The sequence below is a fragment of the Sphingomonas sp. T1 genome (genome assembly GCF_902506585.1).
Classification (GTDB): Bacteria; Pseudomonadota; Alphaproteobacteria; order Sphingomonadales; family Sphingomonadaceae; genus Sphingomonas; species Sphingomonas aerolata.
Genome location: NZ_LR733897.1, coordinates 29,725 through 44,432, shown reverse-complemented (window position 1 = coordinate 44,432; position 14,708 = coordinate 29,725). Strand labels below are relative to the sequence as shown.

15 protein-coding genes and 1 pseudogene are annotated in these 14,708 nt (G+C 60.3%); 3 read left to right on the top strand and 13 right to left on the bottom strand.

What is annotated here, in order from left to right; translation table 11 throughout:
• Positions 1-368: 368 nt before the first annotated feature.
• The 3 genes from GV027_RS19840 to recD2 form a co-directional block, all read right to left on the bottom strand.
• Entirely contained in the window at positions 369-2,846 is a 2,478-nt protein-coding gene (locus tag GV027_RS19840; RefSeq protein ID WP_159513367.1) for a S8 family peptidase, read from the bottom strand.
• Between the two features lie 35 nt (positions 2,847-2,881).
• A complete protein-coding gene (locus GV027_RS19835; protein ID WP_159513366.1) occupies positions 2,882-3,904 on the bottom strand; it encodes an AAA family ATPase in 1,023 nt (340 codons plus the stop codon).
• A 291-nt stretch (positions 3,905-4,195) separates the two neighbouring features.
• Positions 4,196-6,397, bottom strand: coding sequence for an SF1B family DNA helicase RecD2 (recD2, locus tag GV027_RS19830; protein WP_159513365.1), 2,202 nt, complete (start codon positions 6,395-6,397; stop codon positions 4,196-4,198).
• Positions 6,398-6,501: 104 nt separating this feature from the next.
• On the opposite strand from recD2, the gene GV027_RS19825 reads away from it, so the two are divergent.
• Positions 6,502-7,227 (top strand): recombinase family protein, encoded by a 726-nt coding sequence (locus GV027_RS19825; RefSeq protein ID WP_236559420.1) that lies wholly within the window; start codon positions 6,502-6,504, stop codon positions 7,225-7,227.
• 94 nt (positions 7,228-7,321) lie between these two features.
• Here GV027_RS19825 and GV027_RS21755 read toward each other — a convergent pair whose 3' ends face one another.
• The 4 genes and pseudogenes from GV027_RS21755 to GV027_RS19810 form a co-directional block, all read right to left on the bottom strand.
• Positions 7,322-7,735, bottom strand: coding sequence for a M50 family metallopeptidase (locus tag GV027_RS21755; protein ID WP_268893598.1), 414 nt, complete (start codon positions 7,733-7,735; stop codon positions 7,322-7,324).
• A 124-nt stretch (positions 7,736-7,859) separates the two neighbouring features.
• Positions 7,860-8,036, bottom strand: a pseudogene (locus tag GV027_RS21750) (M50 family metallopeptidase); the annotation flags it as partial.
• Between the two features lie 22 nt (positions 8,037-8,058).
• Positions 8,059-9,005 (bottom strand): IS630 family transposase gene (locus GV027_RS19815; protein ID WP_159513364.1). Its coding sequence is split into 2 segments (ribosomal slippage): positions 8,059-8,669 and positions 8,669-9,005, totalling 948 coding nucleotides; the frame shifts between segments, so codons are not numbered across the junction.
• Positions 9,006-9,319: 314 nt separating this feature from the next.
• Entirely contained in the window at positions 9,320-9,904 is a 585-nt protein-coding gene (locus GV027_RS19810) for a hypothetical protein (RefSeq protein ID WP_159513363.1), read from the bottom strand.
• A 389-nt stretch (positions 9,905-10,293) separates the two neighbouring features.
• Here GV027_RS19810 and GV027_RS19805 point away from each other — a divergent pair, with 389 nt between their 5' ends.
• Both GV027_RS19805 and GV027_RS19800 read left to right on the top strand, forming a co-directional pair.
• Positions 10,294-10,971, top strand: a complete 678-nt coding sequence (locus tag GV027_RS19805) for a ParA family protein (protein WP_159513362.1) — start codon at positions 10,294-10,296, stop codon at positions 10,969-10,971.
• A complete protein-coding gene (locus tag GV027_RS19800; RefSeq protein WP_159513361.1) occupies positions 10,968-11,327 on the top strand; it encodes a hypothetical protein in 360 nt (119 codons plus the stop codon). Before GV027_RS19805 ends, GV027_RS19800 begins: the two co-directional genes overlap by 4 nt.
• 22 nt (positions 11,328-11,349) lie before the next feature.
• Here GV027_RS19800 and GV027_RS19795 read toward each other — a convergent pair whose 3' ends face one another.
• From GV027_RS19795 to GV027_RS19770, 6 genes are all read right to left on the bottom strand, one after another.
• Complete coding sequence (locus GV027_RS19795) at positions 11,350-11,742, bottom strand: hypothetical protein (RefSeq protein ID WP_159513360.1); 393 nt, start codon at positions 11,740-11,742, stop codon at positions 11,350-11,352.
• A gap of 88 nt (positions 11,743-11,830) precedes the next feature.
• Positions 11,831-12,151 carry a hypothetical protein gene (locus tag GV027_RS19790; RefSeq protein WP_159513359.1) on the bottom strand — a complete coding sequence of 107 codons (321 nt, stop codon included), beginning with the start codon at positions 12,149-12,151 and terminating at the stop codon, positions 11,831-11,833.
• Positions 12,152-12,234: 83 nt separating this feature from the next.
• Positions 12,235-13,065 (bottom strand): CsgG/HfaB family protein, encoded by an 831-nt coding sequence (locus GV027_RS19785; RefSeq protein ID WP_159513358.1) that lies wholly within the window; start codon positions 13,063-13,065, stop codon positions 12,235-12,237.
• 16 nt (positions 13,066-13,081) lie between these two features.
• Positions 13,082-13,441 (bottom strand): hypothetical protein, encoded by a 360-nt coding sequence (locus tag GV027_RS19780; RefSeq protein ID WP_159513357.1) that lies wholly within the window; start codon positions 13,439-13,441, stop codon positions 13,082-13,084.
• Complete coding sequence (locus GV027_RS19775) at positions 13,438-14,187, bottom strand: hypothetical protein (RefSeq protein WP_159513356.1); 750 nt, start codon at positions 14,185-14,187, stop codon at positions 13,438-13,440. Before GV027_RS19775 ends, GV027_RS19780 begins: the two co-directional genes overlap by 4 nt.
• Entirely contained in the window at positions 14,177-14,479 is a 303-nt protein-coding gene (locus GV027_RS19770) for a hypothetical protein (RefSeq protein ID WP_236559419.1), read from the bottom strand. The genes GV027_RS19775 and GV027_RS19770 overlap by 11 nt, the downstream gene beginning before the upstream one ends.
• Between the last annotated feature and the right edge of the window lie 229 nt (positions 14,480-14,708).

Genomic DNA, 14,708 nt, shown 5'->3' with positions numbered 1-14,708 from the left:
GCTGCGGGCTGTCCCGCCCGGCGGCCCAGCAGCCGAAAACCGAAAAACCCATAGGTCAGCATCCGAGGCCCGCGGCTTCCTGCTTTGGAGGAAATCGTACACCTGCCGGTGCCCGATTTCCTTCACACAAGTGGTCATCCAGCGCCTTCCATGCAGCGCTTAGATTCAGTCGTTTGTTCATGTTGCCTAGCACCGCCAGCAAGCAACCGCGCCCGGCCTTGGGAGCGCAATCGACAGCATTTCTGTTCAGTCCGACGACGCGGGGGGCTGGATACGGCTGACCACCTTCTCGCCCATGTCTCACCGCTGGGGTTCCGAAGATATCGTCGCTTAGTGTGTCAATTTGCCCTCAGCCGAAATGACCCCCATCAGACTTCAACTTGCGCCTCGACCTCAACGCCAGCAGCGATCGCGGTCTCGACCCAGAGATCTTGCTCTACATCGCCCGCGTCGATCGTGAGGATCAGCGCATAGCGCATCATGCCGTTCGTGCGGTCTCGGTCGCGACTGGACTTCCACCATCCGCCGACAGGGAAGATCGCAATGCCATTGCGATCGGCAAGATCTGCTGCCGAGCAGCGCCACTCGTCAAGATGGAGCGAACCTGCCGATATTGACCGCTCGCCAAGCAGCCGCCCCGGATCGGCGACGTCACCCAACAGATCGTCCTCCTCGTCCGCCACGGCCGCCAGCGCGTTAACGCGCGCTTCGAACCGCGCTTGTGTTTCGTTGCGTCGTCGCAGGTCAAACCGAAGCCCGGCGGACCGATAGCGCGCAGGAGAAAGGGGCGCGTCCGCACTCGGATTGGGCTCGACGAAATAGGATAGCGTCACGCGCAGGCGTACTTCGTGCGCCCCAAGCTCAAGAAGGGTCTGCGACGGCCAGGGAAGCGCATAGAAATGGGCGTGGTTTAGATGAGCCTGCTGTCCCTTCTCGCGAATAAACGGCTGGATTTCCTGCTGCGCCACGAGCGCCAACGAGTTGGACGCAGAGCGAAGGGCGCGATCCTGGTTGGGGACGCCGTAACCAAAACGCCTGAGCATCATGAGCCGCTCTGATTTCTGGTTGGTTGCCAGCAACGCCTGTTCCATTGCCGGTGTCCATTTGGCGCTGTGAACGAGCAGCGCTCGCACCGTCTCTGGCCATAGCTCCCGGTCATCGGCGAGCACCTCAGCCGCCATCCCCGCCAGCTGCGCGGTGGCAGCGCTCGTCGCCCAGGCCAAGGTAAGCGGTTTTCCTGTCGGATCGCGGCTGGTCGTGAGTAGCGATAGAGAGTCTATCCCGCTGACCATGCTGGTGTCGGCAGAATCGATCCCCTTGTTGCCGGCTTCGAGAACCAGTTCCGGCTTGATCGGCGACACTCCGCGATACCAAGCGGCTGAGACACGGCTGTACGGGCTGAGCATCCCAGGCTCGACCGCGCAGGCCCAATGATCGTAGCCGTGATCGGTGATCGGACCCTTCTGCGTGTAACCTCCAATCGTTAGCACGTTCCAAGCGTGAGCCGGATCCTCGACCTCATGGCTGTCCCAATCCTCCAGCTCGGCGTGGAGGAGACCATCGGGAAGGTTACCGGCCGAAACGCAGATGAGTCGCCGCCGCAATTCCACCAGTTCGTCCCCGCCGAACGCAGAGGCATCAAGCGTTGCGCTCCAGCTGGTCGCCTTCGGGCCATAAACATCGGGCTGGGTGACTGCCATGCAATAGACCCGTTCGCGATCCGGTCTTGCGATCTCGGGACGGAGAATGGCTTGTTGAGTCACGAGTCCGTAGCTCTGCGGCTCGGTCAGAGTAAATCCCGCCGGCGGCAGCAGCTTCACACCCTCGCCCGCGTAGTTGAGTGTGATTGGATCGGCAGATAGCAGCGTCGTCGTCAGGTCCCCGTAAACCGCAAGCCCTGACATCTCGCTGCCATGACCATGATGGTCGTCGACGCCCCAAGCCGGATTCACGCTATGCAGGTCATCCGCGGCAAATGCGGGCGCGAGCAAAGGGTGTGCCCTGTTGATACCCGTGTCCAGCAGGCACACTGCAACCGCGTCTCGGTTGGGACCGCTCTCGATGCGCGCGGTCGCGTTGGCGACCCAATCCTCCGCATCGTCGCGACCTTCACCACTCGAAAAAAACGCGGCATCATCCCGACCAAGTCGCAGTTCCGCTACCGCGTCGCAGCTCGCAACGATCCGTCCGAGCATGGTGCGATCGGTATAGAGAAAGACGACCACCCGTTCAGCGAACCGCAGGCGCCCCTCCCCGACTAGGACGGCCGCAGCGACCGCCTTCGCATCAAGGTTCTGCACCCGATCGGGCCAGCACCAGCATTCCCACCAGGTGGGTACACCTGCATTGGGGATCGTCCGACTGTCGACCCACAACGATTCCAGCCTCGCCGCCCGGAAATGCTCAATCGCTACGAACCGAGCCTCATGCGAAGGTCGCCCCTTCTCACCACGGCTGGACCGATATTCGTCGAGCTTCGAGTCGAGAAAGGATTGGGCGTCGTCGGGGACGAAGAGTGTTCCTTTGGCTACGCCGTCATCCGCCCGGCTGGCACTAGCGAGGCGGATCCCCTTTGATGCCCAAGCAAGATCCGGAAGAGGCTGGTCCGGCAATGTGTCGAAATCGACATAGCGGCCCGCTTCGCCGGTAAAGACGGGGTCGCGCTCGGCGATGAGCCCGTCGGTGCTCGCCCAGGCAACCGCAAGATCACGCTTGAGCTGTTCGGCATGCTGCTCCGTCTCGCGGCCGAGATCCTTTGATCCCATCGCGCGGTTGGGTCGCTTGTATGGTCTTAGATCGACAAAACGCTCGACGCGCAAATGCTGACGAATATACCCGCTGACCATAAACCCCCATTACACCGCGCTTGGCATCCGTCGTTTCAGTCGCTGAAAATGTCGGCGACTGCCTCCCGCATCGTTCGTCTTGCACTTAGCGCAGTGGTCAGATCGGCTGTGCCGACAGTCTTCTTCCCCGCCAGGATTGCCTCTTTGGTTGCCTCATCTGCAACCCGGGCGAGCTCTGCTTGGCTTAGGCCATCCGATAGGGCCGCGATGCTGGCCCACTCGATCGAGCGGCCGGCCATCTTTCCCAACCGGTTGCTGATCATGGCCCGAGCACCCGACGCATCGGGCAGACCATATTCAATGATCTCGTCGAACCGACGAACCAGCGCGCGATCGAGCAGCTCCGGGTGATTGGTCGCTGCCACCACGACGCTGTCTGTCGAATTGCCCTCCTCCAAGAACTGCAGGAAGGAATTTAGGACGCGACGGATCTCGCCGACGTCGTTGGTTGCCCCGCGCTTCCCCCCAATCGCGTCAAACTCATCGAAGAGATAGACTGCTCGCATCTGCGCGATTTGATCGAAGACGAGGCGCAGCTTCGATGCGCTCTCCCCCAGGAAACGGGTGATGACACCGTCCAGTCGGACTGTGAACAGCGGGAGGTGCAACTCGCCCGCCAGCGCGCTCGCGGTGAGCGTCTTGCCTGATCCTGGTGGGCCGACGAGCAAAAGGCGTGAGCTCGGCCGCTGATTGTACTCGCGCAGCCGACCACGCTGCTTTTGCTGCACGACAAGGCGTAGAAGCCGAGTGCGCACCGCCTCGGTTAAGGTCATGTCATCGAGCCGCGTCTCACTGTGAGTAACGTGGACCAATCCTTCGAGGTCGCCCCGCGGTTTGACCAGCGGCGTCGCTACGGCGATTTGAGGCAGCGTAGCGGGCACGGTTGTTGCCCCGCTCTCCCGAGCCGTGTCGACAAGCCTCCGCAACGCCTCGGCGGTTTTGGTGTGTCCCTGACGAGCTTCCGACGCCGCAATCTGCAAGGCAACCGTGTAGACGCGTTCTGCATCACCTTCGACATGTCCGGACAGGAGGGCGATCACCTGCTTTGCACCAGCCATCACTCCTCCTTTCCCGTTCACTCGGACCGATGATCTGCATTAGCAGATTGGCTACGTCGATACAGATGTTCCTCACATTCTCTTAAGATTGCGGTTTGCCTCCTGTTCGTCCTCGATCCAGCGGTCGATCTCGGCGGGCATCGGCGCCACTTAAATGCCCTGCCCTGCCGCATGAATGAACGGCAACTTACGTCGATCGGCATCCGAAAACGGACAGGCGGTTTTCCACCACTTTTGAAAGCAGAAGGTCTGCTTTGACGTTGACCGATCAGCGTGGCCTAACGATGCTTGTCAGATAAGCTTCGCCAGCCGCTCTCTCAACAGCGACCATCGCCTCGGCTGGCGTCGTTTGACGGCAATCGAAAGCGCCTTGCGTGAGCCAACGATCACCAACAGCTTTCTCGCACGCGTGACGGCGGTGTAAATCAGCTCGCGCCCCAACATGGTGTACGCTTGCATGGTCAGGGGCAGAACGACGACAGGATATTCCGATCCCTGCGACTTGTGGATCGTGGTGGCATAGGCGAGCTGGAGTGCATCGAGTTCACCAAAGTCGAAGGTCGCCTCTGTCTGGCCGAATAGTGCCGTCAATTCAGCCTCGGAGTGGTCGACACCGGTCACCACGCCGAGATCACCGTTATAGATGTCACGCTCGCGATCGTTGACGATATGCATGACCTTATCGCCGACCCCATAGCGGTGGCCGAACCGCTCGACGAACTGATCAGTCGGCGGATTGATGCGCTGCTGAAGTAGCGTGTTCAATGCCCGCGCCCCCGCCCCTCCCCGCTGCATCGGTCCCAGCACCTGGATGTCGCGGGCAGGTTCAAACCCGAGACGGCGTGGAATATGTCGGGACACGAGATCGACCACCTTGTCGGCGACGTCACCAGGTTCCTCAGCCTCGATGAAGAAGAAGTCGCCTTCCCGACGCGCAGTCAGGTCCGGCATCTCGCCGGCATTGATGCGGTGGGCATTGATAATGATGCGGCTGGTTGCCGCCTGACGAAACACCTCGGTCAGCCGTACGACGGGCACGGCTGCACTGCCGATGACGTCTTTAAGCACCTGCCCGGCACCGACCGATGGCAATTGATCAACGTCACCGACCAAAAGCAGCGCTGCGCCTGCCGGTAGCGCCTTTAGCGTGGCATGCATAAGCATGACATCGACCATGCTGGCCTCGTCGATGACCAGCAGCTGGCAGTCGAGGGGGTTATCATCGTTGCGCTTGAAACCGCCCTCTGCGGGGTCTGTCTCGAGCAGGCGGTGCAAGGTCATAGCCTCCATGCCGCTGGACTCGGCAAGTCGCTTGGCTGCCCGACCCGTTGGTGCGGCAAGTGCCATCGTCACCTGCTTTGCCGCCAGGATCTTCAGGATCGAATTAACCAGCGTCGTCTTGCCAACACCCGGCCCGCCGGTGATCACGCAGGTCTTGGACAGGAGGGCCAGACGTACCGCATCGCGCTGGCTTGCGGACAGGTTCAGGCCGGTCTTGCCCTCCACCCAGGGGATGGCGCGTTCGGCATCGATCGCAGGCCAGGGCAGCAGGCCTTGGCGCAATCGCAGCAGACGATCGGCGATCACCTGTTCGGCGCGGTAGAGCCCAGCCAGGAACATAACCTCACGACCCTCGGTCTTGCCAGCGATGACCTCACCGGCTGCAAGCTCTCCCTCGAGGGCACGTGCGATCAATGGTTCGGCAACTTCAAGGAGCTTTGCGCCTGACCGCAGCAGATCGTCACGCGGCAGCCCGCAATGGCCATCGTCCATGGCGCTGGTCAGCGCATGGCTGACACCAGCACGGACGCGTCTGGGATCCTCCTTGCCGTAGCCGATGCTGAAGGCGATCGCGTCGGCGGTTTTGAAGCCGATCCCAGTGATGTCGCGTGCCAGCTGATACGGGTCGGCTTTGATGACAGCGATCGCCTGATCGCCATAGGTCTTGAAGATCCTGACGGCGCGTGCCGAGCTTACCCCGTGGCCGTAGAGCCAGACGATGATCTCCCGGATCATTCGCTGGTCGCTCCAGCCGCGAATGATCTTGGCTTCCCGCACTGGCCCGATGCCGGTCACCTCCCGCAGCCGTTCGGGTGCATGCTCGATGACCTCGAACACGTCATGCTCGAACGCCGCCACGAGCTTGGCGGCATAGACCGGACCGATCCCCTTAATCATGCCCGAGCCGAGATACTTCTCCAGCCCCTTCAGCGTAGTCGGTACCGTTGCCTCGACCTGGTCTGCCTTGAACTGCAAGCCATGATTGCGATCGTTGAGCCAGACCCCGGTTGCTTCGACATATTCGCCGGCACCGATCGCCGCAGCGTGGCCGACCAGTGTCACCAGATCGCGCTGCCCCCTCACCCTTACCCGCAGGACGCAAAACCCTGTGTCCGCGTTATGAAACGTCACCCGTTCGACCGAACCGCCAATCGTCGCGTGATGTGGCCCAGACGTTGTCCTGCCGGATTGATGCGTGGGCGCGGTGACCATGTCGTCTGATATAGTGCATATTCCAGTTTCGACCGTCTCGCCCTCTCACGGGCTATTCCACTGATACTAGCATGGTGCGGTTTAGGTATGCCTTTTGAGGACCGGTGCTAATCCGGTCCCTTAAATGGGCTTTTCCCACTCAAAAAGGACTGGACAAACAAGCACCACGTATCGAAGACCGTACCATGTTCATCCGGGCCTACCTCCGCGCATCTACGTCCGAACAGGACGCATCACGCGCCCGCGGCGTTCTCGAGGCCTTTGCCGTTGAGCAGGGACTGCGGATCGCCGCGCGCTATGTCGAAAACGAAAGCGGCGCCAAGCTGCATCGGCCCGAGCTGTTCCGGTTGCTCAATGACTGCGAACCCGGCGACGTGCTGCTGGTGGAGCAGGTTGATCGACTATCGCGCCTCACCTCGCCCGATTGGTTGAGGCTGCGTGGTCTTATCGACGCCAAGCAGGTCCGCATCGTCGCGCTCGACCTTCCCACATCGTGGACACTGACGGCGACGGCCGACGAGTTCACCGGCCGCATGTTCGCTGCGGTTAATGCCATGATGCTCGACGTCCTCGCGGCGGTCGCACGCAAGGATTATGAGGATCGCCGTCGTCGCCAGGCTGAAGGGACCGCCAAGGCCAAGGCTGCTGGCCTCTATAAGGGCCGTCCCGCAAACAAGACCCGCAACGCCGCCATTTCCTCCTTGCTGAGCAATGGCCGCAGCTGGCGGGAGATCATGGACGCGACCGGTTGCAGTCGCACCCTGCTTGCCAAGATCGCTCGGGATAGACGACTGCTCAGCGCCGCGACGCCGGTCGAGACCGACGAATAAATTATTCCATAGCTCCATCTCGATCGGGGCATTTCGAGAAAACGGTTTTGGGAACAGATTTCGGGCAACACCTGCCCTCGGCGGTGCGCGCCGGTCAGGTTCGGAACGCCTTTCGCAAGCTCCACCACAGCAGTGCGGCAATAGCGACGCTGATGGCCCCGCCCCAGCACCAGTAGGGCAGCAGCAGCGCGTTGGCGATCGCCGCGGTATCTGACTGTTTTGACTGACCACCGACGTATCCGCTGGAGCTGAATAAGTAGTCGAACGAGCGCCAGACGCTGATGCATGCCTGGACGCCTATAACCTGCACGGCCAGCTGGTGGTGGGACGGCTTGCCGAGACGATCTAGCGCGATGACGGCCAGCCCTAGTGCGGGCAGAAATATCCACCCGGCCAGCGACCGCACCCAGACCGCCGTGGAGATAATGACCGCCCATCCGAGTATCTCGAGCGCAAGGCGCGAGGTCGCGGTGGTTCGCGACGCGACGATCATTAGGGATCCGACGATCGCGGGTCCGAGCGGCCCGGCTGCGGATATTAGCGCTAGGGTGATACGCCCCGTCGACGGGGGTTCTGATGGCGGCGTAGCCCGAGCCGTCTGAGAAGATCACTAGGTGGTCGAAGCTCGACCCCGTCAGTATCGCGGCAAGGCCGTGGCCCATCTCGTGGAACCACGTCGCCAGTAGGCTGAACGGATAGAGGATCAGGCTGCCGATCTGAGTTTGCCACAGGCCAATCGAGACAAGGGCAATTGCGACCAGCAGACCAGCCCGGCGTCTGTGGTCTGAGGTGTCGAGAAGGCCGTTCATCATTATCTAGAGCGGTTTCTGATCAGTCTGCATCGTAGCCAGCGGCTGCGAAGTAGTTCGAGCATTCCTGAGGCGAGTATAGGTCGACGATGCGGCCGATGGCATTCCAGAGGCCGTGGATGGTCCGCTCGGCCGCCTTTCGCAAGTGTGCCTTGAGTTTTGAGAAGGCCATCTCGATAGGGTTGAAGTCCGGGCTGTAGGGCGGAAGGAACAAGAGCCGGGCACCTGCGGCTTCGATGGCCGCGCGCACGGCTGGCGCTTTATGGCTGGATAGGTTGTCCATGATGACGACGTTGCCAGGTGAGAGTTCGGGCACCAGCACGCGGGTCACGTAGGTGGTGAAGGCATCACCGTTCATCGGCCCATCGAGAACCCAGGGTGCGATCATGCCCGTACGGCTCAGACCAGCGACGAAAGTGGTGGTTTTCCAGTGCCCGTGCGGCACGCCGGCCCGCAATCGTTCACCGCGTGGCGCTCTGCCATAGCGACGCGCCATGTTCGTCGATGCCCAAGTCTCATCGATGAAGATGAGCTGCTCGGGATCGAGATCGAGCTGGCCGTCGAACCATTCCTCACGCCGCTTCAGGATGTCGGGGCGATCCTGCTCGGTCGCGTGCGCTGTCTTTTTTTGCGCGTGATCCCGCGCCGCGCGAAGAACCGCCAGATCGTGCCGAGTGCGACCTCGGTGCCGTGATCGGCCAGAAGTGCCTGCAACTCGGTCAGGGTGATGTCGGGCGTCGCCTTGTAAGCTTCCAGGATCAACTCGGCATGCGCCTCGATCCTCATCGAACGTCGATCTCCGCCCTGCTGCTGTGGCGCTGGCGTCCCGTGCTGGTTTGCAAGCTGCTGCCACCGGACGGCGCTCGCGGCGCTGACACCGAACCGTAGCGCGGCCTGACGACGCGACAGACCACTCGCGATCGCCGCCACAACCCTGTCTCGAAGATCCACTGACAATGCTCGCGCCATCCATGCCAGCCTCCTCCACCGGCATGAATCCTGAATCAGAAAACCGCGGCGACGGGAATCCCATTATGATTCAGCCCGGTGAGAAACCGCTCTAGTAGAGCAGCACGAGGGCAATTACGACGGCGACGCGCGCTCATTTTATCTGCAGGACTTGGGTTCCGGTCTTCGCACCGTTTCCTGCCCCGCCCCTGTAACTCTTTGATCGCTACTACACGGACGCAGCAAATCCAACGTTGCCGGCTTGTTGTCTGACGCGATGCGTTGTCTTGAACGTTTGCACCGGCACATCGGCTGCTGCGATCGCCTGCTGAATGTTACCGCAGTTCTGGCACCTTGTCGGCATCGAGCCGCATGGTTGCTTTGGGCCTTGCCGGATCGCCTCGCCCGGCTGGGTTGCTCGGCCCCATCGTCAGGTCGACCCAGTCGCCGTGGCGCTTTATCTCGATCATACCACCGGAGGCTAAGTCGTCGAACGCACGGCTATAGCCGACCAGTGAGCCGGTCTTGACGCCCACTACCCATCCCGCGCCCATCGTCACGGCGGTCGCCACTGCGCCGATCGCCATCCACGTTGCCGACCTTTTCCATGACCATTTCCGTGAACGGGTTTGTATCGTGCGCTTCAGTACTAGGTCAGCATTCTTATCTGCCGATTTCAGCAGTGAGAGTGTATCCTCTAGGATCGTCATCACGTGGTAGCTTATTACGCCGCTTTTTCCAATGATCGAGGACACCTGCCCTTCAGTCATTCTAGCTAATGATTCATACATGTCGCCCGAAGCACAGGTGTACTCATGGACCTTTATCAGGTTATCTTGAATGTCTGCGAGTATTTCGTCATATGATTTAGCCGTGTAACCAGCGGGGATTTCTTCTTCTGGCGCCGTAAATTTTTCCATCTGCCTGACCCCCAACACGCTAGTCACTGCCTGTCATCGTGAGCGAAATATCGCGCAGGTTTCAAGCGTTTTACGGAGGTTGGAAGGGCTTATGCCAACCCTGGCTCTATCGTGGTTTGACGACCTACGCCTGAAAGCGAACTCGCGCTCTGAGGTATGACGTTCTTTCCGGCCCACTGCGAGGCTGTGCCTTGGCAATCAGCGAAGCATGTCAACACATGTTATTACATGCAACGACTGCACATGTCTTTACATGTAAGGAAATGCCTTTTCATGTTAGGGAAAGGAAAATATGTCATTGACCAGACATGGTATGGCTATGTATGGCTTTCAAAGGACAGATAGGTATGGTCATGGCCATTCATGGCTGGACAGGCAAAGGATGACCAATGGCTGTAATTACGCTTGCCTCGCCGAAGGGAGGTTGCGGCAAATCTACCACCGCAATCGTACTGGCCGGCCAGTACGCCGAGCAGGGCTACAAGGTTCGTATTATTGATGCCGACCCTAAAAAGCGCATTCTTCGCTGGGCCTCTGCTGGCACGATATCGGAGAATATCTCCGTGGTGGAGGCTAACGCTGGCTCGCTTGTTAATACGTTGCGCTTGGCGGAAGAACAAAACGACGTCGTTCTGATCGATGTCGAAGGTAGCGAGAACATGACTATCGCGATGGCGATTGGGCGTGCTCACTACGTCGTGATTCCGGCTAACCCCTCCGCTGCAGACGTTGAAGACGCAATCACGACGGTAGCCCTGGTCAAAGACATTCCCAATGTTTCAGGAAAACCACCTGTCTATAGCGTTCTGTGGACCCGTGTTACTACAGGCTTCCGCACTCGGGAGTTCAATGCTCTTGCCAAAGAGCTTGTTGATGCAGACATCCCGGTATGCGAGGTCATCCTTTCCGAGCGTTCCGCATACAAAAGTCTGATCTCTTACAGTACAACGTTGGATCGCCTCCCCCCCGAAGACGTCCCGTCGCTTGCAAAGGCCCGAGCTGAAGGTCGAGCCTTATCCGATGCCATTAGCGCCGCGATCGTGAATGCGCAGGAGATGAAGATATGACTGCTGAAGCAAAGCCTCAACGCCGCTCTTTGAGCGGAGGCCTTGGTGCTATCCGCAACGCACCAGTTGATTCTGTTTCAAACGAGCCTTCTGTCATGCCCGCCGCTGTTCGCGCTGGCTTTGATACCGTGCCAGTTCCGATGGGCGAGGTAGAGCAGCTTCGCGCTAACCAGATTCCTCAGGTTCCGCGTCGAACGCGCGGTGCCGGACGGTCGATGCCGTTCTCGCTGAAACTCAGGCCAGACACTCTCGACTATATCTATTCGATCGCAAACGGTCGGAACATCCCTTTGGCTCAAGTCATCGAGGAGTTAGTTGAGGCTCACGCACGTGATGCTGCGCCGGGGAAGGGCTGAAACAGCCAAGGATTGCCTTCGGCTACAGGGCTAGTCCTATCATCGTGAGCCCGAATCCTGCGACCCCGCAGCCGACCTTTGCCAAGCCGTGAATACGGGCGCGCGGCCCTCGGCGAATGATGTCCCAAGTTTTATCGATCCCTGTTTTCAGGCTCAAGACGCCGTCTGTTAAAAGGATCGACGCGATAACAAAGAGTAGGATGGTTATAGCCTTGGCAAAAGTCAGGGCTTCCATTCCGGTTAGAGCGAATGCCAGCACCAGAATGATCGTGGCGATACCGTGAAGGGTCCCGATAAGGTCTAGGACGTTGTGAAGGCGATACGCCCGGCGCCGGGAAGCCATTCGAACAAGTGCCAAAGGTCGTTTACAACTTGCGCAAGGTTCGATCGCTGTTGTCGCCGGCAGTTCACGCACTAGCTCTCCACAGCATGGGCATCTGACGGCAGGGTTGCGCATCATTTCAGGTCGCCCCTCTGCCACCGTTCCAAGAACGGTTCCTGACCTATTGCTCGTCGTCATACGTACCTATCCGGTCATCCCAGTCGATATCATCATCATTTCCGTATTGCTGCGCGGGGGCGTCGTCTTTGAAACAGGCCGGGTCGCAATGAACCATCGGTCGGTCGCGGCAACCCATTTGTTTGCCATCGATCATGACCGGCCAATTGCCGAGACGTTTGCAAGGGCGATTGTATCGGTCGCTGAAGCCACAAGGAACGGCGATCGGCGTAGCGGCCGAGTGAACCGGTTCGGTTTCATGCTCGGCATCGAGTGGCTCCGTAATCTCGTCATGCGGGGCAAAGAGATCGGTTTGCGTCATCATGGCATGGGCTCGTCGGATAGAAGGGGGGGGGGGGAGGCGTCTGGCATTTCAGCCTTCCGCCCCCTTGCTTCCCTCCCTCCGCTTTAATGCCTCGCTGGTACTGCGGTGGAGGGTGTCGGCGCAGCAGGCGCTGGCGTTGCAGCTGGTGCCGGCGTGGCGGCAACGGCCGTAAGCCGGGTCTGCGCCTGGGTGGTCAATTTGCGGAAGGCGTCCAGCATGGCGAGTGACGTGATCTTACCCATGTCAGTCGAGGTGTAGTTCCCGCCAAGGGCACCGATGCCGGCATTAGTCAGGATCCCGCCGCCAAGAATCGAGAGGTCCTTCTTGCGAGCTGAGCCAGTTGCCACAGCTTGCTGGATGCCGGTCTTGACCTCGACCAGCGTCAGCATGGTCTGGCTGGCCTTGACCTTCTGCTTGAAGCCCAAGCCGCCCGGGAACATCGAGCCGAGACCACCACCGCTTCCACCGGAGTCATTGTCGGAATAGACGACCTTGGCCTGCAGCAGGTAGTCGGCCGCCTTCAAAGTTGCCTGATTGTTGGCGCCGGCGACCGAGCCGCCGGCAGCAAGCTGCCGTTCTCGCTGAAGAGCGTCGAAGCCCTCGCCTCTGTCTACGATCTGGAAGCAGCCGCTCTGCGACACCAGCATTTTGAGGAGGGGCAGGGGGTCCACCCGCTGACCGCCACCATTCTGTGTTTCGGCCATCCGGATCAGCGCTGCCATGCCGGCGGGTAGTCCGTCAGTCGGGCTCGCAGCGCTGCGCTCCTCGACCAGCGCGATCGTGCCGAGCGGCCGATCGCAACGCGGCACCTCCGTCGTTTCGTCAATCCCGATGCCGCCCTTGCCGAGCTTCTGAGCAACTGCCGGCGGCGCCGTTAGCGCGATGACCCCAAGGGCCGTGATGATCTTCTGCATGATGATAGCTCCCTGATTAAGCCTGTGTTTTTATTGCGGGTTTGAGAAGATGGTTACCCAGTTTGCCCCCAACCCGGTCAGCTCTGATACCGTTTGTCGTCAAGCGGCCATCATCCTGGTTTAGGCAAAGTTCTGTTTTATTGAGGCTGGCCAGCTCGTTCGAAAACTCGATCAGGTCGTCAGCGAAGAAATCAGCCAACTGCGCGTCAACCCAGCCTGCCGGCGCTATCCCGGCGGCTGCGACTGATAGATGCGCCGCGGAGACGGGGTGCTCCCACATGATACGGAATGCGAGCATCCGTAGCCTGTCCGCGAGCTGCTCGTCGGCCGCAGTCGGAACGTTGCCGAACAAGTTCTCAAGGGGTTCTGCGTTCATTGCAGTGCGTCCGGATCGGTGAGTTTGGGCCGCGTATGCAGGTTTCCATCCGGTCGCCTGTTCAGGTCGATCGAGTGACCCGCCCGCGGCTCGAATCGCATTGCCGCGACAACGGTGTCGGTCGTGGTCGACGATCCGAAATAGTCGGTCAGGCCGTGCCACTTGTCGCCCTCGACGATCTGCATGCGATACTTCCCCGGTGGTACGGCCGTTGTAACATCGTCACCCCCCCTGACGTAGACCGATATGACGTGCTCGTTGGTTTTCCACTTGTAGAGTTGCACGACGGCATTGGCGTTGTTGGTCGTAATATGCAGCCGGGATGTTGCGGTTTTGGGATCGACGTTGTTGTTGACCGTAACCGTGCCGGACGACGGAAACCGTATCTCGGCAGCGCGGTCAGGAAACCAACCGGAGCGTTTGGCTTCACGATAGGCGGGGAATAGGATCGGCACTGCCCATAGTAGCATGATCCACTTCTGCGCCGGGTGGACACGAACCAGCCGTTTCGGCCGGTGCCGGTCATGGCGGTGCTGGAAGCGACGACTGGCGGCATCAAACCAGCCACCACCTCCGCCGCCATTGCCACCGATCCAGCTCGCACTGCCAAGCGGTACGGATTTGCCGTTCCTGTCGTGCGGCTGCTCTACCCTGGACTTGCGATCGTTCCAGAACGTCGAGCCAGTGGCCTTTCCCTGACGTTCCCGGTAGCGCTCGCGCATGTAGTCGCGGTCATCAATGCCCATGCGCAACACCCGCGACTTCCTGTGCCCGCCGGTTGACGGCACGGCGGTGGAGGGCGCCTAGCTGCTGCGCAAAATCGACGATGACGAAAGAGAATTCGTCGGCGACGTCTTGCTCGGCCGCGCAGGTTGGCGCGATCGAGGCGGCCGCCAGCACCAGGTGTGCAGCCGCGATCGGATGCGCCTGCATCAGGTGGAAGGACTGCGTCCGGAAGCTATCCGCCAGATCACCGACGGACATTGCTACAAGTGCCTCTGCCTCCGTCACCAGTGGCTCAAGCCTAACCTGCTCCATGATTATACCCCCCTGACTGTGGTTTGCCTTGTGTGGATGGCGGCGTGAACGTCGTGCCTTGGCCGTGCCATTGGGCTGCGACCATTGCGCAGGCGATCGCCCACATTGCCGCAAAGACGGCCGTCGCTCCGGCAAGCCACAGCGCCAGTACAATCGCGCGGCGATGACGGTATGGCGGTTCAGTCGCTGGCGCCTGATCGGGCGTCGCCTCCCAGATGACCCCGTCAGT

Coding starts and splice junctions, on each gene's coding strand:
- GV027_RS19840 (WP_159513367.1), bottom strand. CDS start 2,846: ATGGTCAGCGGGTATATTCGTCAGCATTTGCGCGTCGAGCGTTTTGTC.
- GV027_RS19835 (WP_159513366.1), bottom strand. CDS start 3,904: ATGGCTGGTGCAAAGCAGGTGATCGCCCTCCTGTCCGGACATGTCGAA.
- recD2 (WP_159513365.1), bottom strand. CDS start 6,397: ATGGTCACCGCGCCCACGCATCAATCCGGCAGGACAACGTCTGGGCCA.
- GV027_RS19810 (WP_159513363.1), bottom strand. CDS start 9,904: ATGGAAAAATTTACGGCGCCAGAAGAAGAAATCCCCGCTGGTTACACG.
- GV027_RS19805 (WP_159513362.1), top strand. CDS start 10,294: ATGGCTGTAATTACGCTTGCCTCGCCGAAGGGAGGTTGCGGCAAATCT.
- GV027_RS19800 (WP_159513361.1), top strand. CDS start 10,968: ATGACTGCTGAAGCAAAGCCTCAACGCCGCTCTTTGAGCGGAGGCCTT.
- GV027_RS19790 (WP_159513359.1), bottom strand. CDS start 12,151: ATGATGACGCAAACCGATCTCTTTGCCCCGCATGACGAGATTACGGAG.
- GV027_RS19785 (WP_159513358.1), bottom strand. CDS start 13,065: ATGCAGAAGATCATCACGGCCCTTGGGGTCATCGCGCTAACGGCGCCG.
- GV027_RS19780 (WP_159513357.1), bottom strand. CDS start 13,441: ATGAACGCAGAACCCCTTGAGAACTTGTTCGGCAACGTTCCGACTGCG.
- GV027_RS19775 (WP_159513356.1), bottom strand. CDS start 14,187: ATGGGCATTGATGACCGCGACTACATGCGCGAGCGCTACCGGGAACGT.
- GV027_RS19770 (WP_236559419.1), bottom strand. CDS start 14,479: ATGGAGCAGGTTAGGCTTGAGCCACTGGTGACGGAGGCAGAGGCACTT.